Source organism: Algoriphagus formosus, assembly GCF_002807035.1.
Taxonomy (GTDB): Bacteria; Bacteroidota; Bacteroidia; order Cytophagales; family Cyclobacteriaceae; genus Algoriphagus; species Algoriphagus formosus.
Window position 1 is genome coordinate 615,253 of the sequence record NZ_NIUC01000001.1, and the last position, 24,114, is coordinate 639,366.

20 protein-coding genes are annotated in these 24,114 nt (G+C 42.0%); 16 read left to right on the plus strand and 4 right to left on the minus strand.

Going from position 1 to position 24,114, the window contains the following annotated elements; all coding sequences use genetic code 11:
- Positions 1-22: 22 nt before the first annotated feature.
- The 3 genes from CDH51_RS02775 to CDH51_RS02785 all read right to left on the minus strand — a co-directional run bounded on the left by CDH51_RS02775 (position 23) and on the right by CDH51_RS02785 (position 4,074).
- On the minus strand, positions 23-1,525 hold the full coding sequence (locus tag CDH51_RS02775; RefSeq protein ID WP_100627149.1) for a xylulokinase: 1,503 nt from the start codon (positions 1,523-1,525) through the stop codon (positions 23-25).
- Position 1,526: 1 nt separating this feature from the next.
- Positions 1,527-3,170, minus strand: a complete 1,644-nt coding sequence (locus CDH51_RS02780; protein WP_100627150.1) for a sodium/sugar symporter — start codon at positions 3,168-3,170, stop codon at positions 1,527-1,529.
- A 112-nt stretch (positions 3,171-3,282) separates the two neighbouring features.
- The gene (locus tag CDH51_RS02785) at positions 3,283-4,074 is read right to left on the minus strand and encodes an aminotransferase class IV (protein ID WP_157807027.1); all 792 of its coding nucleotides are present in this window, start codon (positions 4,072-4,074) and stop codon (positions 3,283-3,285) included.
- Between the two features lie 194 nt (positions 4,075-4,268).
- On the opposite strand from CDH51_RS02785, the gene sdaAB reads away from it, so the two are divergent.
- The 5 genes from sdaAB to CDH51_RS02810 all read left to right on the plus strand — a co-directional run bounded on the left by sdaAB (position 4,269) and on the right by CDH51_RS02810 (position 10,922).
- A complete protein-coding gene (gene sdaAB, locus CDH51_RS02790; protein ID WP_100627152.1) occupies positions 4,269-4,946 on the plus strand; it encodes an L-serine ammonia-lyase, iron-sulfur-dependent subunit beta in 678 nt (225 codons plus the stop codon).
- Positions 4,947-5,039: 93 nt separating this feature from the next.
- The gene (locus CDH51_RS02795; protein ID WP_100627792.1) at positions 5,040-6,377 is read left to right on the plus strand and encodes a TolC family protein; all 1,338 of its coding nucleotides are present in this window, start codon (positions 5,040-5,042) and stop codon (positions 6,375-6,377) included.
- 3 nt (positions 6,378-6,380) lie between these two features.
- Complete coding sequence (locus CDH51_RS02800; protein WP_026945840.1) at positions 6,381-7,700, plus strand: efflux RND transporter periplasmic adaptor subunit; 1,320 nt, start codon at positions 6,381-6,383, stop codon at positions 7,698-7,700.
- A 212-nt stretch (positions 7,701-7,912) separates the two neighbouring features.
- Positions 7,913-10,153, plus strand: coding sequence for a heavy metal translocating P-type ATPase (locus CDH51_RS02805; RefSeq protein ID WP_100627153.1), 2,241 nt, complete (start codon positions 7,913-7,915; stop codon positions 10,151-10,153).
- A 76-nt stretch (positions 10,154-10,229) separates the two neighbouring features.
- Positions 10,230-10,922, plus strand: a complete 693-nt coding sequence (locus tag CDH51_RS02810) for an SIMPL domain-containing protein (protein ID WP_100627154.1) — start codon at positions 10,230-10,232, stop codon at positions 10,920-10,922.
- Between the two features lie 19 nt (positions 10,923-10,941).
- On the opposite strand, the gene CDH51_RS02815 is transcribed toward CDH51_RS02810, so the two are convergent.
- Positions 10,942-12,330 (minus strand): arginine decarboxylase, encoded by a 1,389-nt coding sequence (locus tag CDH51_RS02815; protein WP_100627155.1) that lies wholly within the window; start codon positions 12,328-12,330, stop codon positions 10,942-10,944.
- A 222-nt stretch (positions 12,331-12,552) separates the two neighbouring features.
- Here CDH51_RS02815 and CDH51_RS02820 point away from each other — a divergent pair, with 222 nt between their 5' ends.
- From CDH51_RS02820 to hisC, 11 genes are all read left to right on the plus strand, one after another.
- Positions 12,553-13,503 carry an arginase gene (locus CDH51_RS02820; protein WP_100627156.1) on the plus strand — a complete coding sequence of 317 codons (951 nt, stop codon included), beginning with the start codon at positions 12,553-12,555 and terminating at the stop codon, positions 13,501-13,503.
- 133 nt (positions 13,504-13,636) lie between these two features.
- Positions 13,637-15,427: an arginine--tRNA ligase gene (argS, locus tag CDH51_RS02825; protein WP_100627157.1), complete on the plus strand. Its 1,791-nt coding sequence runs from the start codon at positions 13,637-13,639 to the stop codon at positions 15,425-15,427.
- 112 nt (positions 15,428-15,539) lie between these two features.
- Complete coding sequence (locus CDH51_RS02830) at positions 15,540-16,019, plus strand: glutathione peroxidase (RefSeq protein WP_394335566.1); 480 nt, start codon at positions 15,540-15,542, stop codon at positions 16,017-16,019.
- Between the two features lie 12 nt (positions 16,020-16,031).
- Positions 16,032-16,943, plus strand: coding sequence for a 1,4-dihydroxy-2-naphthoate octaprenyltransferase (gene menA, locus CDH51_RS02835; protein WP_100627159.1), 912 nt, complete (start codon positions 16,032-16,034; stop codon positions 16,941-16,943).
- Between the two features lie 212 nt (positions 16,944-17,155).
- The gene (locus CDH51_RS02840; RefSeq protein WP_026945848.1) at positions 17,156-18,010 is read left to right on the plus strand and encodes a universal stress protein; all 855 of its coding nucleotides are present in this window, start codon (positions 17,156-17,158) and stop codon (positions 18,008-18,010) included.
- Between the two features lie 202 nt (positions 18,011-18,212).
- Positions 18,213-18,566 (plus strand): translation initiation factor, encoded by a 354-nt coding sequence (locus CDH51_RS02845; protein ID WP_026945849.1) that lies wholly within the window; start codon positions 18,213-18,215, stop codon positions 18,564-18,566.
- Between the two features lie 3 nt (positions 18,567-18,569).
- Positions 18,570-19,286: a GDSL-type esterase/lipase family protein gene (locus CDH51_RS02850; protein ID WP_100627160.1), complete on the plus strand. Its 717-nt coding sequence runs from the start codon at positions 18,570-18,572 to the stop codon at positions 19,284-19,286.
- Between the two features lie 43 nt (positions 19,287-19,329).
- Complete coding sequence (locus tag CDH51_RS02855; protein ID WP_100627161.1) at positions 19,330-20,607, plus strand: serine hydrolase domain-containing protein; 1,278 nt, start codon at positions 19,330-19,332, stop codon at positions 20,605-20,607.
- A 248-nt stretch (positions 20,608-20,855) separates the two neighbouring features.
- The gene (gene hisG / locus CDH51_RS02860; protein ID WP_100627162.1) at positions 20,856-21,716 is read left to right on the plus strand and encodes an ATP phosphoribosyltransferase; all 861 of its coding nucleotides are present in this window, start codon (positions 20,856-20,858) and stop codon (positions 21,714-21,716) included.
- Between the two features lie 30 nt (positions 21,717-21,746).
- Positions 21,747-23,039 carry a histidinol dehydrogenase gene (gene hisD, locus CDH51_RS02865; protein WP_100627163.1) on the plus strand — a complete coding sequence of 431 codons (1,293 nt, stop codon included), beginning with the start codon at positions 21,747-21,749 and terminating at the stop codon, positions 23,037-23,039.
- Positions 23,039-24,100 carry a histidinol-phosphate transaminase gene (gene hisC, locus CDH51_RS02870; RefSeq protein ID WP_100627164.1) on the plus strand — a complete coding sequence of 354 codons (1,062 nt, stop codon included), beginning with the start codon at positions 23,039-23,041 and terminating at the stop codon, positions 24,098-24,100. Before hisD ends, hisC begins: the two co-directional genes overlap by 1 nt.
- Positions 24,101-24,114 lie beyond the last annotated feature (14 nt).

Here is a 24,114-nt window from a genome sequence, read left to right on the forward strand (position 1 = left end):
TTTAGGTTTGATATTTTTCGAATTATAAGTCCATTTTTTCAATATCGGAAAGCCGTTTTTTCCATCGGGAAAATAACTCTTCGTATGGCTCAAAGAAATTTTCATTGGGTTCATAGGTTTCGATCAACTGAAGCCCTTCAAAAGCCTCTGCTTCATTGGAAAATAAACCCATTCCAATTCCCGCCCCACGCGCAGCTCCTTGTGCTCCATCCGTATCATAAAGCTCCAAAGTCACCCTATTCATGTGAATAAAAGCACTTCGGAATATCGGGCTCAAAAACATATTTGCCTTTCCGGCTTTTACGGTTTTGAGATCCAATCCCATTTCATTCATTATTTGAAATCCATAGGTCAGTGCGGAAACAATTCCTTCTTGAGCTGCTCGAAGCATATGTCCTTTGCTATGCTTCAGCAAATCAAGCCCTATCAGATGAGCACCTAGTTGTCGGTTTTGGAGAATTCTCTCGGCTCCATTTCCGAAGGGAAGGAAAATCAATCCGTCTGAACCGATCGGAGCAGATCTTGCCGATGTATTCATTTCAGTGTAGTTGATGTGGCTTCCGCCTAGAAGTTTACGCATCCAACTATTCAGAATTCCCGTCCCGTTGACGCAAAGCAAAACGCCGTAAGAGGGTTTTTCTTTTGCATGGTTGACATGGACAAAGGTATTCACTCGCGAAAGTGGATCATGAAGAGGCGTATCACAAACCCCATAGACAGTACCTGAGGTACCGGCAGTAGTCGCTAGCTCACCGGGCTTCAATACTTGCAGCGAAAAGGCATTATTGGGCTGATCCCCCGCTCGATAAGCGACAGGCACACCTACTTCTATACCCGTCAGCTTAGATGCTTCGGCTGTTACTTTTCCTTGCTCAGAAAAAGAAGGAACCGCCTTAGGCATCCAGTTCTTATCGATTTGGTAATTCTTCAGAACAGAATCGCTCAGACCATTTTTCTGGAAATCCCAAAAAATCCCCTCAGATAGTCCTGTCTCTGAAGTCATAATTTCACCCGTTAACTTCATGGCAATAAAGTCCCCGGGAAGCATCATTTTATGAATTTTAGAGGCAATCTCGGGTTGATTTTCAATCACCCAGCGAAGTTTGGATGCTGTGAAATTCCCGGGGGAATTCAAAAGATTATTCATGCAATAATCCTCACCTAGAGACTGGAAAGCTTTTTCGCCAATTCCAACCGCACGGCTGTCGCACCAAATAATTGAAGATCGAAGTACATTTTGATCCTTGTCGACCAAAACCAGACCATGCATTTGATAGGCGATACCGATTCCTTTCAGTTCGCCCTTTTTGACATTTGCCTGCTTGATTACATAGCGTGAGGCCTGCTGTACATATTTCCACCACATTTCTGGATCCTGCTCAGCGTAGCCTGTTACAGGAGCATCGATGGGCATTTCTTCCTCTGGAAATGCTTTTGAGACAATGGGTGCTCCAGTATCTGCGTCTAAAAGAGAGGCTTTGACGGAGGAGCTTCCGATATCAAATCCAATTAATAAGCTTCTCATTTTACCAGAAAATTATATAAAGTGCCGCGATAATCCCCGAGATCAAAAATGCCCCAATCTTGAAACTGGTACTGGTCTGGAATAGCTCCTTATTTACATCGATACTGTTTGGATGATCCTTACCTTTTCCTTCATACAAACTGATCACAATCATCAATGCCGCAAGTACCAGGAAGACGATCCCCATACGGTCAAGGAAAGGAAGATCTGGGAATGCTAATTTCAACACTACTGAAAGCGGAATACTCAACCCTGCACCTACCAATGCTGCATTGGAGGTGGTTTTCTTCCAGAATACTCCAAAGAAGAAAATCGCAAAAACCCCTGGACTGATGAATCCTGTATACTCCTGAATAAATTGGAAGGCCTGATCTAATTGTCCTAAAGCAGGAGCCACAAAAGCTGCAATCACGAAAGCAACAACAGCCGTAATTCTACCTACTCGAACCTGCTGCGTCTCTGTCGCATTTTTACCAAAATATTTGCTGTAGATATCCATGGTAAAAATCGTAGAGGTACTATTGGCCATGGATGCCAAAGAAGAGACAATAGCCGCTGTCAAAGCAGCAAAAGCAAGTCCTTTTAATCCTACAGGAAGTAATTGCAAAAGCGTTGGATAAGCACGGTCTGATTTAATCAAGCCAGTAGCTGGATCTTCCATGGAAGAGATAAAGCTTGTGTCAATACCGTTTTGCACAATCACATATGCTGCAATTCCGGGAATTACAACGATCAAAGGCATTAAAATCTTCAAGAACCCGGCAAAAATCATCCCTTTTTGGGCTTCATCAAGACTTTTTGCAGCTAATGCACGCTGTGTGATATACTGGTTAAAACCCCAATAACTCAGGTTGGTGATCCACATACCACCTACCAAAACACTTAGCCCTGGCAAGTCTTTGTATGCATCATAGGTTCCTCCCTTTCCGTCAGGAATCATCATTTCTCCTTTTGATAGAATCATTGAGAAATGGCCCGGAACTTCTTTTCTAAGTAGGCCTAAACCTTCCCAAGCATCTCCATTACCGACCATTTGCAAAGCAATGTAGGTAGTTGCAAGACCACCCGCGATTAGGAAAAAGACCTGTACTACATCAGTCCAGGCTACTGCTTTGAGACCACCATAGATGGAATAAATCATCGCAAACAGAGCCAAGCCGATAATTCCGTAGGTCAAGGGAATGTTCAAAATGGTATTCAAACTCAAGGCTCCGAGATAAAGCACCGATGTCAAGTTGACAAAAACATATAGAAGAAGCCAAAAGATAGCCATGGTGGTTCTCACCCTTGTATCATAGCGATCCAAAAGGAAACCCGGCATGGTGTAAATTCCTTTTTTGATGTATACCGGTAAAAAGAAAATAGCCACCACCAATAAGGTCGCAGCTGCCATCCATTCATAGGTAGAGATTGCCAATCCAAGGGCAAAACCTGAACCTGACATTCCGATAAATTGCTCTGCTGAGATATTGGAAGCAATCAATGAAGCACCTACCGCCCACCAGGGAAGTGCTTTGGAGGCTAGAAAGTAATCTGAGGAGTTTTTTACGTGTCCTTTTTTTTCTCGGGAGACAAAAAGCCCCATTCCGACAATCAATAGACAGTATCCAATGAATACCGCCAGGTCTAAAGGTTCTAAGAGCATAGGATTTTGGGTTGTAAAGCTACTAAATAAGGTTTTGGTTTAAAGACTAAGGGATAAATAGGGACTAAATATAAAACTTTCATGCAAACGTATGCGTGCCCTGTCACCATTTTCAAAGAGAATTTTTGTAAAAGGCAAAAAGGTAATCCGGGAGATCGGTTTGAAATGCTTTGGAACCAATTTGTCCTAACATACTGATTCCAGTAACATTACTTACCCATACCCTGTCAGCTTTTAAAAGATCATCCACAGGAAAAAGATCTTGGACAAATTCAATCCTTTTTTCCTCCAAAAAATCGAGGAAGCTCCTTCGCATCACTCCCGCGATACAACCGGATTCCAAGGAGGGGGTGTAAATCTTCCCTCCTTTTTCCCAAAAAATATTAGCGGCTCCTGCTTCAGCCACATTACCATGATTATCTAGGAGAATAATTTCATCCGCAGCATTTCTCTTTCTTTCCAAATTGGCCAAAACATAAGATAACCCATTCAAGGTCTTACTCGAGGAGTAAATACTTGGGTTTAATCGAATTTTTTCAGAAATAATAGCCCTATGCTTCATAGCTGGAGCTCTATGAAAATCAGAAATCTGAAGGAGCTGGACCACGTCAGATGATTCCGGAGTGTATTTTCCCTTTCCCGACCTAAAGACAGTCCAACGAAGACGGGATTCACCGTAAAGACTCAAAGATTGTAGGAGCTGGAGTAGGCTGTGCTCTTGCAGGCCTGATACTGATAGATCAAGGATTTCCATCCCATATTTGAGTCTGTCAAGATGAAAGTCGAAAAGCCTTATCTTTTCTCCATCCCAATACATCGTCTCGAATAAACCATCACCAAAACTCATGGCACGATTAGGAGAATCCACCTGACTTGTAGAGGACCAAGTATCAGATTCGGACATTTTTATAAAAATTGTATCGCTAGCGTTCATTAAACCGTTCATTTTCGAACATAAAATCCCACAACTTATTTAGACCTTTGTTAAATTTCGCCATTGATATAAAGATTTTTCTTCTAATTGACTAAATATTTACATTTTTGGACCGTCGAAATGATCCTAGCTTTCATTAGCATCATTATTGACTATTTCGGGCAATGGCAGGTAAAAGTAGTGTATTTGATATGATCGGGCCAGTAATGATTGGACCTTCTTCTTCCCATACCGCGGGTGTGGTCCGAATAGCGCGTGCTGCCATTCGGGTATTGGGGGAGACACCGGATCATGCAAGCATTGTCTTTTACAATTCCTTTGCGAGAACTTATGAGGGACATGGAAGCGACCGTGCGATTATTGGCGGATTGATGGATTTCAAAACTGATGATGAGCGAATTCGAGAAGCTTTAGATTTGGCAAAGTCAAGCGGCTTGACTTACCAGTTCAAATCCATCGGCAACTCCTCAGTTCATCATCCAAATACGATTAAGCTCAACCTCAAGAAAGGTGAAAAGTCTGTGGAGGTAGTTGGAGAAAGTCTCGGAGGTGGACTCATCAACATTGCGGAAGTGGATGGATTTGTAGCCAATTTCTCGGCACAATTTCATACCCTGATCATAAAAGCTCAGGATATTTCAGGAGCAATTGCTTTTATATCTTCAGTCATTGCTCAAGAAAAAGCTAATATTGCTACCATGTCAGTTTCGAGAAAGGGAAAAAATGACCTAGCTTGCCATGTCATTGAAATGGACTCGGGGATCAAGGCACTTACCATTGAATACCTCAAGTCACTTTCTTGGGTCAAAGAATTAATTTACATTCCAGATATAGATTTATAGAAAAAAGCAAATTGAAATTTCCCAAAATCTTGAATGTTCAACTTGCAACAATCATCTGATTATAAACAGATTAACCAAAAAAAACTAAACCAAATGAAGAAACTTTTATTAGGTTTTGCATTGATGTTTGGAGCTTCTTTTGGAGTGAATGCACAAAATTCCGGTCCTTATGACCTGGAAACAGCTGTGACTATTGCTCTAGAGAATAATCTAAACTTAAAGCGAAGCGAATTAAACCAACTGAATAACGAAGCAAACCTGCTTAGTACAAAAGGTAACCGCTACCCTTCCCTTTCCACTGGTGCAAGTAGTGGGTTTAGATGGGGTCGTTCGATCAACCCGGTGACCAACTTGTTTGAGACACAGCGAATTGGAAATATTAATCTTTCTCTGAACTCGAACATGACCATTTTTGCCGCAGGCAGAATCAACAATGCGATCAATCAAAACAAAGCAGATCTGGAAGCAGGTCAGTTCAATATCGAGGCTACCCGAAACAATATTACCTTAAATACAATCAACCTTTTTATCAATGTTGTATTTAATAGAGAGCAGGTAAAAATCGCCGAAAATCAGTTGGAAACCACTGAAGATCAACTTGCCCGCACCACTACCCTAGTTGAGGCAGGTCAGTTGCCAGTTTCAGATCAGTTAGATTTACAAGCTCAGAATGCTACCAACCAGCTGGAAGTGATCAATGCCAAAAATGCTCTCCGAATAGCAAAACTAAATTTGGCACAGGCCATGCAAATTCCATTCACAGAGGAGTTTGACATTGTAGATCCTCAGTTGGAAATCGATCAAAACTTGATGGCAACTGAGACACCCGCTATGATTTATGAAACTGCGGTAGAAATCATGCCGGAAATCGCAGCTGCTGAGAAAGCAATCGAAAGTGCTGAGTTCGGAGTAAAATCTGCAAAAGGAGCCTTTTATCCATCGATTGGACTTGGTGCAAATATTTTCTCAAACTACGTTGACAGGGTTTTTGGTCTGGATAGACCAAGCTTTGGAGACCAGATCGAGAACAACCTTTCTCAATCCTTGAATCTTTCCTTGAATGTCCCAATTTTCACACAGTTCAATAATAAGGCTTCCCTACAAAGAGCGAGAGTTTCACGCCAGCTTGCAGAAGTCGCGGAACTGGAAGCCAAGAACCAATTGAGACAGGATATTGAAACAGCTTACAACCAAGCACTTGCTGCAAGACTTTCCTACGAAGCTTCACAGACAAGAGTAGAAAGCCTTGGCGAAAGCTTCCGAATTGCTCAACAGCGGTTTGATCTTGGAGCTATCAATTCCGTAGATTTCCAAGTGGCGCAGACAAACTTCTTCAACGCCCAAGCGGACCTACTTAATGCTAAATACACTTACATTTTCCGAGTGAAAGTTCTTGACTTTTACCTAGGTAACCCCATCAACCTAAACTAAACCATGGCTACAAAAAAATCCAACAAATCACTTTATTACCTCCTTGGCGTAGTCGCCTTGATTATTGTTTTTGCAATCATTGCTAAATCTGCCGGATGGATTGGCGGAGAAAGAACTACTTCCGTACAAACTGCAAAAGCTAAGAAAACCAAGATCATCGAGAAAGTCTCTGCATCAGGAGAGATTCAACCAGAAATCGAAGTAAATCTTAGCCCGGATGTCGCTGGAGAGATCATTGAACTCAATGTCGCAGAAGGAGATTCTGTGGAAATGGGTAAGCTTTTGGTGAAAATCCGCCCTGATAACTTTATCTCTGCACTTGACAGATCCAGAGCAAACCTGAATCAGCAGCAAGCTAACCTTGCGCAAGCAAGGGCTAGTCTTCAAAGAGCAGAAGCACAGTTTACCCAAAGCGAGCTAAACTTCAATCGTCAAAAGGTCCTTTTCGAGCAAAAGGCTATCTCAGAAGCTGATTATGAGCAGGCTGAAGCAAACTACATTTCTTCCCAAAAGGATTTGGAAGCTGCCAAGCAAAATGTAGTTGCTGCAGAATTTATCGTGAAAAGTTCGCAGGCAACCGTCAACGAAGCAGCTGAAAACCTCCGACTGACCAATGTTTACTCTCCTGTTTCGGGAATCGTATCCAATCTTCTTGTCGAAAAAGGTGAGCGTGTTGTAGGTACGCAGCAGATGGCAGGTACAGAAATGTTGACTATTGCTGACTTGACCAAAATGGAAGTCCGAGTAGATGTAAATGAAAATGACATTGTCCGTCTAGCCAAAGGAGATACCACAATCATTGAAGTGGACGCTTATTCTTTCTCAGGAAAGAATTTCAAAGGAGTAGTGACAAGCATCGCTAATACTGCCAATCAAAAAGCTTCGGCTGATGCGGTAACTGAATTTGAGGTGAAAATCAGAATCCTCAACTCCTCATATGCTGACCTAGTTGCTGAAGGAAATCGCTATCCATTCCGACCTGGAATGACGGCATCTGTAGAAATTATCACCACTGAAAAGTCTGATGTTCTTTCAGTCCCACTTTCGGCCGTGACTACAAGAGAAAGCGAATTGGATACCCTATCTGATGGAACTACCCGCATGAAGGAACTCATTTTCGTGGTAGAAAATGGTACTGCCAAAATGCGTACTATTAAAACAGGTATTTCTGACTACCAAAACATTGAGGTATTGGAAGGACTTTCAGAAGGCGAGGAAGTTATTTCAGGCCCCTACTTCACTGTCAGTAAAGAATTGAAAGATGGTGATAAAGTAGAAGTAACAAAAGCCCCTGCTATGGGCGAAAGTATCGCAGAGAATTAATTCTAATTCTTCTTTTGAAAAGCTTTCTTTCGAAAGTCTATTGGGAAAAACCCTTCATATAGACTCTAGGAAGAAAGCTTTTTTATTTCCCTCCTTAGCACCTAACCGAACTTTTTCAGCGGATATTTTTTTATGAATTTGTGTGATTTGATACAGTTCATTAATCTCACAAGAGTCACCTTTACCAGCTAATTTGAATTTTATTTTTACTTATGGAGCAAAGTACCCTCGACAAACCAAGCACAACACGCATTTTCCCTGTAACGGGAATGACTTGTGCTGCCTGTGCTTCCAGCGTAGAAACTATTTTGAGCTATACCGATGGGGTTGTTTCAGCCGCAGTCAATTTTGCCAGCAATACCGTAAAAGTCGAATTTGAAGAGGGTATTGATCCAAAACAGCTTCATGAGGCTTTAGCAGATGTTGGCTATGGTCTGATCATTTCTGACAAAAAGGTACAAGATAGTGTGGAGGAAGCTCAGGCCGAGCAATATCAAAAAATCAAAAAGCAAACGATCGGAGCAGCCATTCTCAGCATTCCTGTTTTCTTACTGGGAATGTTTTTTATGAATTGGCTACCGGGAAGGTGGATCAGTCTTGTTTTGACCATTCCGGTCCTTTTCTATTTTGGCTCTCACTTTTTTGTCAATGCATGGAAACAGGCAAAAAGTGGAAAGGCCAACATGGATACCCTGGTTGCTCTATCCACTGGAATCGCATTTATCTTTAGTAGTTTCAACACAATTTTCCCTCAAATCCTCAGAAATCAGGGACTAGTACCACATGTGTATTTTGAAGCTGCGGTGGTGATTATCACTTTTATTTCCTTTGGAAAACTCCTGGAGGAACGCGCTAAATCCAGTACTTCTGCCTCGTTAAAAAAGCTGATCGGACTTCAGCCTAAGACACTTACACGACTGCGTGGAGAGACATCTGAAGAAATACCAATCGAAGAAGTCCAAAAGACAGATATCATTTTGGTCAAACCCGGTGAAAAAATCCCTGTGGATGGCAAGGTAATCGAAGGAATGTCTTTCGTGGATGAAAGTATGATTTCGGGAGAACCCATCCCTGTAGAAAAGAAATCCGGAGATGAACTTTTTGCTGGCACGATCAATCAAAATGGGAGTCTTCAACTTCAAGCCACGGCCGTAGGCTCTGAAACTATCCTTTCACAGATCATTCAGCGAGTTCAGGAAGCTCAAGGAAGCAAGGCTCCGGTACAAAAATTGGTCGATAAAATAGCCGGAATCTTCGTTCCCACAGTGATGGGTATTTCGATTTTAACCTTTATCATTTGGATGGTTTTTGGTGGTGAAAATGCACTTACGCAAGGAATATTGGCATCCATTGCCGTTTTGGTGATTGCCTGTCCATGTGCACTAGGTCTAGCGACCCCAACCGCTGTCATGGTGGGAATGGGAAAAGGAGCAGAAAACAATATTTTGATCCGCGATGCGGAAAGTCTCGAGCTTGCTCATCAGGTAGATGCGATTATTTTGGATAAAACCGGAACCATTACCCAAGGCAAGCCTGAGGTCCAAAACGTAAAATGGGACAATGATTTGGATCCGCAAGAGCTAAATAGACTTTCTGGAGCTTTACTTGCAATGGAATCCCAATCCGAGCATCCCCTAGCCAAGGCTATTTCTAAGAGCCTACAGGAAAGTGGCGTTAAAGCCAAGAAAGTAGAAGACTTCCAAAATCTCTCAGGCCGTGGAATTCAGGCTTTCTTTGAGGGTAAAAAGTTACTGATTGGAAATCAGAGTTACATTCATGAAAATGGTATCGAAATCCCCGAAGCATTCACTGATTTTTCAAAAGAAGCGATGCTTGACGGAAGTTCTACCATTCATTTTGCAGATGAAGAAAGAGTCCTTGCTATTTTCAATATAGCCGATCAGGTTAAAGAGGGTTCTCTTGAAGCTATCAAAACTCTCCAAAAGGACGGGATTGAAGTTCACATGCTAACTGGAGATCAACAGAGTGCTGCTGAGAAAATCGCAAAAAGTACCGGAATTAAGCATTTTAAGGCAGGAGTACTTCCTTCTGAGAAAGGCGAATATGTGGAAATGCTGAAATCCCAAGGCAAAAAAGTGGCCATGGTTGGCGATGGCATCAATGACTCGGAGGCACTAGCCCGAGCAGATGTAAGTATCGCAATGGGCCATGGATCGGATGTGGCCATGGATGTGGCAAAAATCACGCTCATCACCTCCGATCTTAGAAAAATCCCCCAAGCAATCCACCTTTCTAAGTTGACAGTCAAGGGAATCCGGCAAAACCTGTTTTGGGCATTTATCTACAATGTAATCGGTATCCCGATAGCTGCAGGTTTGCTATATCCAATCAATGGATTTATGCTTGACCCCATGATTGCAGGAGCGGCCATGGCTTTCAGTTCAGTATCCGTGGTGGGAAATAGCCTTTTGCTAAAGAGGAAATCGCTCTAAAGTTTGTTAAGTGAAAACTTCTTAAGGATTGTAGCATATATTTTGCAATATCTGTCTGAATTAAAATCCAAGAACTATGAAAAAATTAATTCTTACTTTTTTTACCTTCCTATTGATCCTGAGTGGCTTCTCCGTGAAAGCACAGCAAATGGAAAACATTCCCATCATCGAGGTGATCGGGACTGCCAGCAGAAGTACCGCGCCTGACCAGGCTACATTTAATATCCTCTTAGAGGAAAAAGCCATGAATGTGCCCACAGCGACAGGCGTATTGAATACCAAGACAAAAAACCTCGCCGATGCCCTAAAAAAGGCCAGAATCAAGGACTATAAACTAGTGGCGGATAATTATTCTGTCAACGTCAATCGGGTAAAGCGAGGCAACTCCCTACAGGACAGTGGATTTGTGGCTAGACAATCCTTAAGAGTGGTTACAACCAGTCAAAATGAAGACTTGCAAAAAATCTCAGAAGCCATCCAATCAGCGGGAGATATGAGTTATCAACTACGATTTGAGCTTTCCGAAGAGCTCCAAAAATCACTGGAAAATACCCTGATCACCGAGGCACTAAGAGACGCTCAATCCAGAGCGAGATTGATTGCGGAGACTTTGGGAATTGCATCCATTCGTGTCCATCATGTTACTTTCGAACAGGATCTTCAAAAAGGCATTCGAATGATGTTGGGCGACTCGGAAAGCAGCCCAATGCTTATAGCCCCTGATAATCAGGATATTTCAAAAAGAGTATACGTGAAATATACCTATTGATAAAAAGCGAGGTCTTGGGTTAATACCCCAAGACCTTTAGCATACTTTCTTGTGTTTGATCCTCCGCAAAAAGGCGGTGAGTAACTTTTCCATTTTCATCACGATCAATCAACACATGCTTCGGCGCAGGAATCAGGCAATGCTGAATTCCCCCATACCCACCAAGTGATTCCTGATAAGCACCCGTGTGGAAGAATCCAATGTATTGCTTTTTCCCTTTTTGAACTTTAGGAAGATAAATATTAAACTGATGCGCCTCTGAGTTGTAATAATCCATGCTATCGCAAGTCAGACCGCCGAGTGAGATATTGTGATATTCCTCATCCCAGTTATTCACTGCGAGCATGATGTATTTTTGATTAAGTCCCCAGCTATCAGGCAATTGCGTGATAAAGGACCCATCGATCATATACCACAGCTCCTTATCATTTTGTAGCTTTTCATCCAAAATAGAATAAAGAACTGCCCCACTCTCCCCTACTGTATAGCTACCAAATTCAGTGAAAATATTCGGCTCAGTAGTGTTGTTTTTGGCGCACATCCATTTGATGTTCTTGACGATTTGATCTGCCATGTATTGGTAATCATAGTCAAAAAAGACATTGGTCTTGATCGGCCAACCGCCTCCAATATCCATAGTATCGAGACTTGGAGCGATTTTTTTCAGATCCACATACTTCTGAATAAAGCGAGTTAATTCAGACCAATAGTAAGCCGTATCCCTTATTCCTGAATTGATAAAAAAGTGCAGCATTTTCAGGCTCACCAAAGGATGATCTTTGATTTTTTCCTCGTAAAGCTTGATGATATCATTGTAACGAACTCCCAATCGGGAAGTGTAGAATCCAAACTTTGGCTCTTCATCAGCAGCAATTCGAATTCCTACCTGAAATGGCACTTTCACATGCTCCAAATAGTAATCGATCTCACTTAGATTATCTAGAATCGGCACGCAGTTTTTGAATCCGTCATTGAGCAATTCGGTGATGTATTGCTTATACAAATCCCGCTTGTACCCATTACAGATAATAAAGGTATCCTTGGTGATTTTTCCTCGCTCAAATAAAGTTCGCACAAGCGGAATATCGAAAGTGGAAGAGGTTTCGATATGAATATCATTTTTCAACGCCTCATCCAATACAAAGCTGAAATGCGAAGATTTGGTACAATAGCAATAAGTATAATTCCCCTTGTAATCATGCGTTTTCATCGCATTTCCAAAGTAAGACTTAGCGTTTTGAATGCTTTCAGAAATCTTTGGAAGATAGGTCAGTTTGAGCGGTGTTTCGTAGGTTTCAATTATCTCCATCAAGTTGACCCCATTGAAGAAAAGTTGGTTGTTTTCTACATGGAATTCCTTGGTAGGAAAGTCAAAAGTCTGTTGAATGAGGTCTATATAACGATTCATTTTTAAATATTTTCTTCTTTACAAAACTGCCACAAAATTTGGGGAATCCCATGAATTTTCAAAAACAAAGGTGCTCCCATTATATATAATTTATTTAATACTGCTTGTGTTTGAATTCCTCAGCTTCATTGGGCATCTCAATTGCCAAATAGCTGGATAAGCTAGATTCCTTAGAGTATATTAAGTACTTTTGCAAGCTGAAAATAATCCACCCAAAATACCATGAGAGATATTCGGCTTGTAGAAGTACGTTCAGAAATAGCTGCCGGCACACGAGGCGCAAGTTTAGGAATAGACGCACTCAAAATTGCTTCCTTGGATGCTAAATCAGACTTTTTTACTCAGTTTGACCCGATCAATGTGCCAGATGCCAATGATTACCTCTGGAAAGGCAATAAATTTCCTCTTGCCAAGTACATTGATGGCGTATATCAGGTTTTGAAAAATGTGTACAGCACTATCGAATCGCTTAGAATCGACAAGAAATTCCCAATAGTCCTGGCAGGGGATCATAGTACTGCAGCAGGCACCATCATGGGAATCAAAGCAGCCCATCCCGATAAGCGCTTGGGCGTGATTTGGATCGATGCACATGCAGATCTCCATACCCCATTCACCACTCCTTCCGGCAATATGCACGGCATGCCTTTGGCTATGGCTTCGCAAACAGATAATCCTGAATGCAAGATTAATGAGCCTTCGGAGGACACTTTGATGTTTTGGGAGCGTATCAAAAATATCGGTGGCAATTTCCCAAAAATCAACCTTGAGGACATCGTTTTCATTTCGGTAAGAGATACAGAGTCACCGGAAGATTTCTTGATAGAAAAGCACGGAATCAAAAACTTTAAAACCAAAGAAGTACGGGAATTGGGAATCCAAGAAGTAGCCAAGCAAAGTCTGGAAATTCTGAAGGCTTGCGATCAGATTTACATTTCCTTTGATGTGGATAGTCTGGACTCTTCCATTTCGGTAGGTACTGGAACACCCGTTCCGGATGGACTCACTGTGAAAGAGGCCATCGAACTCAATGCTGAGCTCATCAAAGACAAGCGTGTCTGCTGCTGGGAAATTGTGGAAGTCAATCCTACCTTAGACACCGAAAATACCATGGCTGAAAATGCTTTTGAGGTCCTGGAAGTCACTACCAAATCTCTTGTAGATAATTTCTAAGGCATTTATTCAAAATTAATCCAGACGGCGACAGATAAAAATCCAGAAAACTGAATTATTTCTGGAGCAGTCTTAAATTTGGCATTCAAAATAGATCAACCTATTTCAGCTTATTTACTGCTAAAAATCTAGCATGACCATACAAGAAAACATCCAAAAAGGCCTCCAACTTGCCTTTCAAAATATCTTTAATCATTCAGTAGAAACCCAAGATTTGGCTTTGGCCCCAACCCGGAAGGAGTTTGAAGGGACATATACTTTTGTGGTTTTTCCCTATTTGAAAATTTCCAGAACTACTCCTGAAAATACCGCGACTTTACTCGGTGAATACCTTCAGGAAAATGTCAAAGAAGTAGCAGGCTTCAATGTGGTCAAGGGTTTCTTGAATCTTGTGCTCAATCAAAGTTCTTGGTTGGACCTATTTACAAAAATCTACCAAAACTCTTCCCGAGGCCAAATGCCTTCCAATGGTAAGCGGGTCATGGTAGAGTATTCTTCCCCAAACACCAATAAACCCCTTCACCTCGGGCATTTAAGAAATAACTTCTTGGGTTATTCTGTTGCTCAAATTCTGGAGGCGAATGGCTATGAAGTGATCAAATCCAATCTGGTCAATGATCGGGGAATTCACATTTGCAAGTCCATGGTCGCCTATCTCCGATTTGGAAATGGAGAAACTCCTGAGTCATCCGGACTAAAGGGAGATCATCTTGCTGGAAAGTACTATGTGCTTTTTGACAAAGAGTACAAAAATGAGATCAAGGAATTGGTAGCATCTGGACAGACAGAGGAAGTCGCCAAGAAAAATGCTCCTATTCTGCTTGAAGCTCAGGAAATGCTTCGAAAGTGGGAAGCAAATGATCAGGAAACCGTTGCTCTATGGAAGCAGATGAATACTTGGGTCTATGCAGGCTTTGATGAGACTTACCGAAAAATGGGCGTGGAATTCGACAAGTTTTATTACGAATCTGACACTTATCTGCTTGGGAAAGATATTGTAGAAGAAGGGTTACAAAAAGGCGTCTTTTTCAAGAAAGAGGACAATTCTGTTTGGGTAGACCTGACTGATGAAGGACTTGATGAAAAGTTGGTTCTTAGAGGTGATGGCACGTCGGTTTACATCACTCAGGATATGGGTACTGCAGATTTGAAATATGAGGACTTCCAGATTGACAAGTCTGTCTATGTAGTTGGAAATGAGCAGGATTATCACTTTGATGTGCTTTTCAAAATTCTCAAAAAGCTAGGCCGTCCATATAGCGAAGGTTTGTATCATCTTTCCTATGGCATGGTAGATTTGCCTACCGGCAAAATGAAATCCCGCGAAGGGACAGTGGTAGATGCAGACGACTTGATGCAAGAAATGGTCGATACTGCTGAAAAACACACTAAAGAACTGGGGAAAATTGAGGGATTCAGCGCTGAGCAGGCAGAGGAGCTTTATCAGATTTTAGGACTTGGAGCCTTGAAATACTTCCTTCTGAAAGTGGATCCGAAAAAACGAATGCTCTTCAATCCGCAGGAATCCATCGAATTTCAGGGATTTACCGGGCCATTTGTCCAATATTCCCATGCTCGAATCGCCTCCATCCTTCGCAAGGCCGATCAGATTGGAGTAGATTATCAAAATCCGGATTTCACAGGAATTGGCTCTATTGCTCAGTCCGAATCTGATTTGATCTACCTGCTCAACGAATTTGAAAATAAACTCAGACTAGCCGGTGAGGAATATTCGCCATCCATCATTGCGCATTACCTCTTTGAATTGGCTAAGGAGTATAATCGCTTCTATGCGGATCAACAGGTCTTTGCGGAGGAAAATCCCGAACTCGTAGCCTTCAGAGTTGCACTTTCTAAATTAACCGCCCAAACAATCAAAAAAGGGATGGGTTTATTGGGTTTACAAGTACCAGACCGAATGTAATATGCAAAAGCTTTTAACTTTCATTTTTGCCCTTGGCATCCTGTCCTGTGGCCGAACACTAGAAAGACCTGAGAATCTTCAGGCAGGAATGATACCCGTAAATACGAAAACTATGGAATCAGAATTTTACAATTTCAAATTAAAAGACCTGGATGGTAATGAGGTGAACTTTGAGCAATTCAAAGGGAAGAAAATCCTTGTGGTGAATGTAGCATCCAAATGTGGCTACACTCCTCAGTATGCTGCCTTACAAGAGCTGCACGAGAACTTTGGAGATAAAATCCAAATTCTTGCCTTCCCTGCCAATAACTTTGGGGGACAAGAGCCTGGTTCAAATGAGGAAATCAAAGAATTTTGTTCTACCAATTACGGGGTGACTTTCCCCGTATTTGAAAAAATCTCTGTGAAAGGATTTGATAAACATCCTCTCTACAGGTGGCTTTCTGATGAAAACCTAAACGGTTGGAATAATCAAGAACCAACCTGGAATTTCTGTAAGTACTATATCAATGAAAAAGGAGAATTAGAAAAATTCTTCCCTTCATCCGTCGCTCCATTGGATGAGGAAATCTTGGCATTGGTAGGAGCTTAATTCAGAATCTTAGTGAAGCACTCCATTACAACAAAAAAAGAAGCCTGGCTGCATGCAGTCAGGCTTCGTACTTTACCTTTGGCTTTGGCCAGTATTTTTGCGGGATCAATACTTGCCGCTTACTACGGGATTTTTAGATGGGAAATTTTGATTCTGGCTTCCCTAACCACCATTTTTTTACAAATCCTCTCCAACCTATCCAATGATTATGGGGATACGGTTCATGGGGCTGATTCTCAGGAACGTGAAGGGCCTGTAAGAGCAGTTCAGTCTGGGCTGATCACTTTGTCCGAAATGAAAAGAGCCATGTATCTATTTGGGATGCTTTCATTCATATCTGGAATCAGCCTGATCTACCTAGCTTTGAATGATTGGATCTTATTTAGTGTATTCTTGGGATTAGGAATTTTAGCCATTTGGGCATCTATTTCTTACACCTCGGGCGGAAATCCATACGGTTACCTAGGATTGGGAGATTTATCGGTATTCCTGTTTTTCGGAATCTTGGGAGTAGCAGGAACGTATTTTCTGCATGGTTTAGAGCTTAATTGGCCCATGTTTTTAATCGGAGGATCCTTGGGATGCTTTAGCACGGCAGTTTTGAACATTAATAATATCAGGGATATCGAATCGGATCAAAAAGCTGGAAAGCGATCCATTCCTGTACGCATAGGAAGAAGGGCAGCTGTGCGATACAATTGGATTTTGATCATAGCTGGATATTTTTTCTTGTTGATATTTTGCCTGATTACTGAAAACTTCAATGGACTACTAGCTATTGGAGCTCTGGCAATGATGATCCCGATTGGATTGGGAGTACAAAAGGCCAAAAACCCGAAAGAAACAGATCCATTTTTGAAAAAAATGGCATTGAGCACCTTGTTTTGGGTCATCCTTTTGGGTGTGGGCTTATTGCTTTTTTGAAATCGAGCCTGCCAAAAGGAGACAGGCACTTCACAAGCGAAACACACCGGGATACCCCGATGGATCGGAGAATTCCTACGAGATTCCATAGCCTGCCCCGACTATTCGGGGTGGCCTTTGAAAATCAAATTATATGCACATGAAAGCTGACAAAAGTCCTTTTTTGCTAAGGAAATTATGCTAATTTGGCATAAAACATTAATCCAAAAACCATGACTAAAGTACTTGTACCTTTTGATTTTTCGGAAGAAGCCCAAAACGCATTGGATTTTACTTTGGCTTTTGCCAGTAAACTCGATAATGTTTCCATAGAGGTTCTTCACGTCTTAGAGATTCCCGCTACCACTAGTATGGGCACCATGGGCGGAGGTGAAATGATGGGAGATATAGAGAATCAGATTTTTTTCGTAGAACTCATGGACAAGCGAAAAAAACAGCTGAGTGATTTAGAAGCTGCTCATCAGAATAAACCTTATGCCTTTAAAAGCACCATCAAACTTGGTAATGCTTTCAAGAGTATTCAATCATCCATCTTGGAAGAAGATCCGGATTTAGTTGTCATGGGTTCTAAAGGCTCTTCAGGTCTGGAAGAAGTATTGATCGGATCAAATACAGAAAAGGTAGTTCGCACGGCCCGCTGCCCAGTCGTGACCATCAAATCTAAAGTCAACCCATCAGATTTGAAAAAAATAGTCTTTGCAAGCGACTTTAGAAGCAATTCAGCTGAAATCGCAGCTCGATTGAAAAGATTGCAGCATATTTTCGGGGCTGAGATTTTCTTAGTGATCGTCAATACACCGGGGAATTTTGAAACTACCAGAGAGTCCATTTCCAGAATTAAGCGATTCGCTAAAGAATTTGGATTCGAAAATGTGAAAGCAGAGGTCTATAATTCTACTTCTGAAGAAAATGGCATCATCGAATTTGCCGAGGATATAGATGCAGATCTAATTGCTATGGCCACTAGTGGGCGTACAGGCTTCCTACATCTAATCACTGGCAGCATCGCTGAAGATGTAGTCAATCATGCCAAGCGGCCTGTTTGGACGCTTCGGGTAGAAGATTAATTCTTAAAAAAGACAGTATCTAAGAGACTGTCTCAAAGTGTATTTACGTCATCGGGGTCCCGACAAAGTCGGGAGAAGCCCGCCTACCGGAGGACAGGCGATCTCATTGTTGATTTAACTTAGTCAAGATAGATTGCTTCTCCGCCGCGGCAGATCGCAATGACGAAAGTCTTTTGAGACAGACTCTTTTTAATTTTAAACCATGGGAAGAAAAAATAACGATTGGAAAAAGCGAGACGGCGTAGTCTATTCTACCTCTTCGGATTTTGATTTCAATTACGACTCAGAAGAAACATCGGATACCCTCCCTCCTCAGCAGCAGAATCTAAAAGTCATGCTGGATAAAAAAGCTCGGGGAGGAAAGCAAGTGACGTTGGTATCTGGATTTGTTGGGTCGGAAGATGATTTAAAGGAGCTTGGAAAAACGCTCAAATCCAAATGTGGTGTTGGTGGCTCTGCAAAAGATGGAGAAATCTTAATTCAAGGAGACCATCGGGACAAAGTCCTGCAAATTCTAATTGAGCAAGGGTATAAGGCAAAAAAATCAGGAGGCTAATTCATGCTTTCCTATCGACTTTTTCAGGCAGGACTTTTTCCTTTTTTACCTTTTCTGATTGCTGAGGCAAAGGCGATCCGAAAAAGCAAACCCATCCCTCCTGCCCAAAGCAATCATTTGATTTTAGGAAGTGGAGACAAAAAACTATTGATTTTTGGTGAGTCAACTGCGGCAGGTGTCGGAGCTAGCAAACCCGAAAAAACGCTCGCTGGACAAATCAGCTTTCATTTTGGTCAAGATTTCCAAGTGATTAATCTGGGTAAAAACGGCCTGCAAGCCAAAGATTTTTTAAATGAGTTTGGGGAAGAGATCAGTAATCTAAAAGGTCATGTAGAGGGAGTTTTTCTTTTTATGGGAGCCAATGACTGCTTTAGACTTACGGAACCCTCAAATTACAAAAGCCTGCTTCTTGAAATCATCAATCATTTCCAGAAGAACTTTTCCCCGGAATGGATCTATCTGGCAGCCATCCCTCCGGTGAATAACTTCCCGGCATTTTCTCCAAGAATGCAGTTTTTCCTTCGCAAGCAGCGAACATTTTTGACCAAAAAGATGGAAGAGATCAAAGAAATTTATCCCAATGTCATTTTTGAAGAAATAGACCTGAAGCTTAGCCCAGAGTTTTTTGCAAGTGATGAAGTTCATCCATCTGACATGGGTTACGAAGCCATTGCCCAATTTGCCATTGATGGAATAAAAAGATGGCAGGCTAAAGTCTAGCCTCATTTTCCTTAAATTTCTGCCCCAATTTTGATTTGAAACTATGAGACGACTTCATCTCCCAATTCTATTCATTCTCTCCTCATTGATTTTATCCTGTCAAAATTCCAAGATCCAAGAGGAATTGATTTTTGACGAGGCAGCCCAATTTCGGTTGGATTCGACACTTGAGGCTTTCGTATCTCAAGGAAAAGTGGCTGGACTTTCTGCTTTGGTTTTTGAAAAAGGGCAGGAGCGCTATTTCAACGCATTGGGATATGCAGACAAGGAGGCTAAGCGAAAAATGAACAGGGAGACTATGGTTCAAATTTACTCCATGACTAAGCCAATCACCGGAGCGGCACTTATGAAGGCCTATGAGCAAGGGCTTTTTGAACTGGATGATCCACTGGAAAAATACCTGCCTGAATTTGCAAAAATGAAGGTATATCAAGGGGTAGATGAAAATGGGGAAATGATTTTGACGGAAGCAGTGCGATCCATCACGGTACGGGATATTACTAGGCACACCGCGGGCTTCCCCAATCGAGACAATATTCCCGGACTCAGCGAAGTCATGGCCGAAAAGGATGCTCGAAACTTCGAGAACAGCCTCAGTGACATGGCTTCCAAAATTGCGAGTACTCCACTTTGGTTTGAACCGAGCACTCAGTGGGAATATGGACTGAGCGTAGATATGCAGGCCTATTTGGTGGAGAAAGTGACCGGAGTTCCTTATGAGCAATTTGTGAGGGGAAACATTTTGGATCCTCTGGAGATGAATGAAACCATGTATTTCGTCCCAGAAAATTACCGGGATCGCATGGCTGCCGTTTACCAAAAAACCGATGAAGGTGGAGTCGAAAGACAAAATGATTCGATTGCTTATCGCTTTAGCTACAAAAATTGGCCTTTGACACCAGGAGGATTTGGCCTGAGCAGCACGATAGATGATTATTTGAAATTTGCTAAAATGCTCCTCAATGAGGGAAAACATGAAGAGAAAACCATCCTTAAGCCAGAGACTATTCAATTGATGGCTACCAATCACCTCCCCGATTCGATCCCGCTTGATAAGCGATCCTGGCTACCAAGCAAGGGTCAAGTGGGGTTTGGGATTGATTTCGCTGTGCGAACAGCTGCTCCCCAAGGTCCGGAAGAGAATCCGGGAGAGGTAGGAGAATTCTTTTGGGACGGAGCATTGAGTACGCTCTTTTTTGTGGATCCCAAAAATGAATTGATCGCCATTTTATTCGTTCAATTAACCCCCTACGATGGAATTGGACTACATCATGATTTCCGGCAGGCCATTTATGGTCCTTGGAAACCATCAAAAAATTAATCTTGCAGAAAACTATATCAGGCTTTGTATGTTTTGAATCGGTGGTTAACTTTGAATTCGAAATGAATTACTCCAAAGCACATAGCGCTTATTTTTATTCACATGCCTTTCAGGTTCATGTGCATCATTTCCATCATTCCTCTTGAGAGGAATATTACAAACACCCCACCCGGTGACGCTGATGATAGGGATTCGGCCTTTCACCACCATTTTACACAATCATTACATTTCTTAGCGTAAATTTATTCATGGAAAAAATTATCCGTATAGCCGTCCAAAAAAGCGGTAGACTCTCTGAAGATTCATTGAAGTTGATCAAAGAGTGTGGCATCAAATTCTATAATGGAACCGGAAAATTAAAATCCACCTCCACCAATTTCCCAATTGAGTTTTTATTCCTCCGGGATGACGATATCCCAGGCTATGTTTCTGATGGGGTTGCTGACTTGGGAATAGTGGGTGAAAACGAACTCGTAGAAAAGAACAAGGAAGTAGAAACGCTTAAAAAGTTGGGTTTCTCGAAATGCCGCCTTTCTCTTGCCATTCCAAAAGGAGAAAAATACCCTGGAATTGACTATTTCGAAGGAAAAAACATTGCAACCTCCTACCCAAAGATTCTGGGCGATTACCTTCATAAAAAGAATATCCATGCAGAAATCCATGAAATCAGCGGATCTGTTGAAATTGCTCCAAGCATAGGGCTTGCTGAAGGGATTTGCGACATTGTGAGCTCCGGCTCTACCTTGATGATGAATGGACTGAAAGAGGTTGAGGAAATTTTCAACAGTGAGGCAGTATTGATCGCCAACAAGGAATTGGCAGATTGGAAAAAAGAGATTGTGGACAAGCTCCTATTCCGAATCAATGCCGTCCAAAAAGGAAAAAGCAACAAATACGTCCTTTTGAATGCACCCAATGAATCTCTGGACAAAATTATCAGCCTGATTCCGGGAATGCGTAGCCCAACCATACTTCCTTTGGCTCAAAAAGGTTGGTCTTCTGTTCACTCAGTCATCAGTGAAGATCAATTTTGGGAAAATATCGAAGAACTCCGTGCTGCAGGAGCTGAAGGCATCTTGGTAGTTCCCATCGAGAAAATGGTAATTTGATCAATTAGCAAGCATTAAAACAAATAGCTGATGAACATACTCGTCAATCCTGAAGAGAAAGTTTGGAAGAAGGCGGTTGAGCGACCTGTATTCAAGACCAAGCAAATCAATAAAATCGTCAAGCCTATTCTCCGAAAAGTGAAAAGAAATGGAGATAAGGCATTGATCAAATATGCCTATGAGTTTGACCATGTGGAGCTAGAAAGTCTCTTAGTCCCTCAGTCAGAGATCAAAGCGGCTGCCGATGAATTGAGTCCTGAACTCAAGGAAGCGATCCAAAAAGCAAAGGCAAATATCGAACGCTTTCATCAAGCTCAACAGAGCCCAGAACTGATCGAAGAGGTCATGCCAGGTGTGGTCTGCCGACGAAAAAGTGTAGCCATCCAGCGGGTAGGACTCTATATTCCCGGAGGCACGGCACCACTTTTCAGCACAGTTCTCATGCTTGGTGTTCCTGCCAAAATAGCCGGATGCAAAGAGATTGTACTATGCACCCCTCCCAATGTAGAAGGCAAGGTTCACCCGGCCATCATCTACACTGCTGATTTGATCGGAATCCATAAAATCGTCAAAGTTGGAGGTGCTCAAGCAGTTGCCGCCATGACATTTGGAACCGATACAGTACCGCAAGTAGATAAAATCTTCGGCCCGGGTAATCAATTTGTGACTGCAGCTAAGCAATTGGCTACCAAATATGGAGTCGCTATCGATATGCCTGCGGGACCTTCTGAAGTTTTGGTTTATGCAGATGACAGTACGCCTGCAGAATTCGTAGCTGCAGACCTTCTCAGTCAGGCAGAGCATGGCGTGGACTCCCAAGTAGTATTGGTCACCCATAGTCAGAAGTTTGCCAAAAAAGTACTAAAAGAAATAGACCTACAACTGGAAGTGCTACCTAGAAAAGATATTGCAGCAAAATCACTGGATAATTCCGTTGCTATTGTAGTCAAAGATCTTCAGGAAGCACTTGATTTGATCAATTTCTACGCGCCAGAGCACTTGATCATCAGCGTGGAAAATGAAGAAGAGGCTGTGGAAGGAATCGTCAATGCCGGATCTATTTTCATTGGAAAATATACTCCTGAATCCGTGGGTGATTATGCATCCGGCACCAATCATACCCTCCCTACCTATGGCTATGCCAGAAACTACAGCGGAGTTTCATTGGACAGTTTTGTCAAAAAAATCACCTATCAAAAGCTTACGCCTGAGGGAATTCAAAATATCGGTCCCACAGTAGAAGTGATGGCAGAAAATGAACTTCTTCATGCCCACAAAAATGCTGTTACTGTTAGACTTAACTCACTCAAAAAGAATAAGTAATGCCCTTTAATCTAAACTCATTACTTAGGCCTCATATCAAAGATTTGAAGCCCTACACTTCTGCCAGAGATGAGTACAGTGGTAAGGAGGGGATCTTCCTGGATGCCAATGAAAATCCTCTTGGCTCAGTGACTATTGAAAACTTCAATCGATACCCAGACCCCTATCAGACTAGCCTTAAGGCAGAGCTATCCAAGATCAAGGAAGTCGATCCCAAGCAGGTGTTTTTGGGAAACGGTTCTGATGAAGCCATAGACCTACTCTTCCGTGCCTTTTGCAATCCCGGAAAAGACAATGTGATTCTCCTTCCTCCTACATATGGCATGTATGAGGTCAGCGCCAATATCAATGATGTAGAAGTCCGAAAAGTGAGCCTGACCGCAGACTTTCAACTTCAACCTTTGAAGATTTTGGAGGCTGCAGATCATAATTCGAAGATATTATTCATCTGCTCTCCAAATAATCCTTCCGGAAATAAGGTAAAGCGGGAAGATATCTATTTTCTCCTGCGAAATTTCCCAGGACTCGTGGTAGTTGATGAAGCCTATATCGACTTCAGTGATGAACCTAGCTTTACCACCGAACTGAAAAACTATCCCAACCTACTTGTGATGCAGACTTTCTCCAAAGCCTGGGGATTGGCTTCGCTTAGACTGGGTATGGCTTTTGGAAGTGAAGAAATCATTCGAATACTGAATAAAATCAAGCCTCCCTACAATATCTCAGGACTGACCCAAGATACTGTTTTGCATGCTTTGAAAGATAAAGGCAAAGTAGATTTGATGATCAAAGAGATCTTGGCCGAGCGGAATTTCTTGGAGTTGGAGCTGAAAAAGCTTCCATTCGTAGAGAAAATACACCCTTCTCATGCTAATTTCCTTTTAGTGAAGCTTCCTCATGCAAATCAGGTTTATGAAGAATTGATCAAAGAGAAAATCATTGTGAGGAATCGTGCCAAGGTCACTTTATGTGAAGACTGTCTCCGAATTTCGGTTGGGACAAGAAGTGAAAATGAGGCTTTTATTGAGGCTTTATTAAAAATTGGAAAATTGAAAAATTGAAAAATTTGAAAATT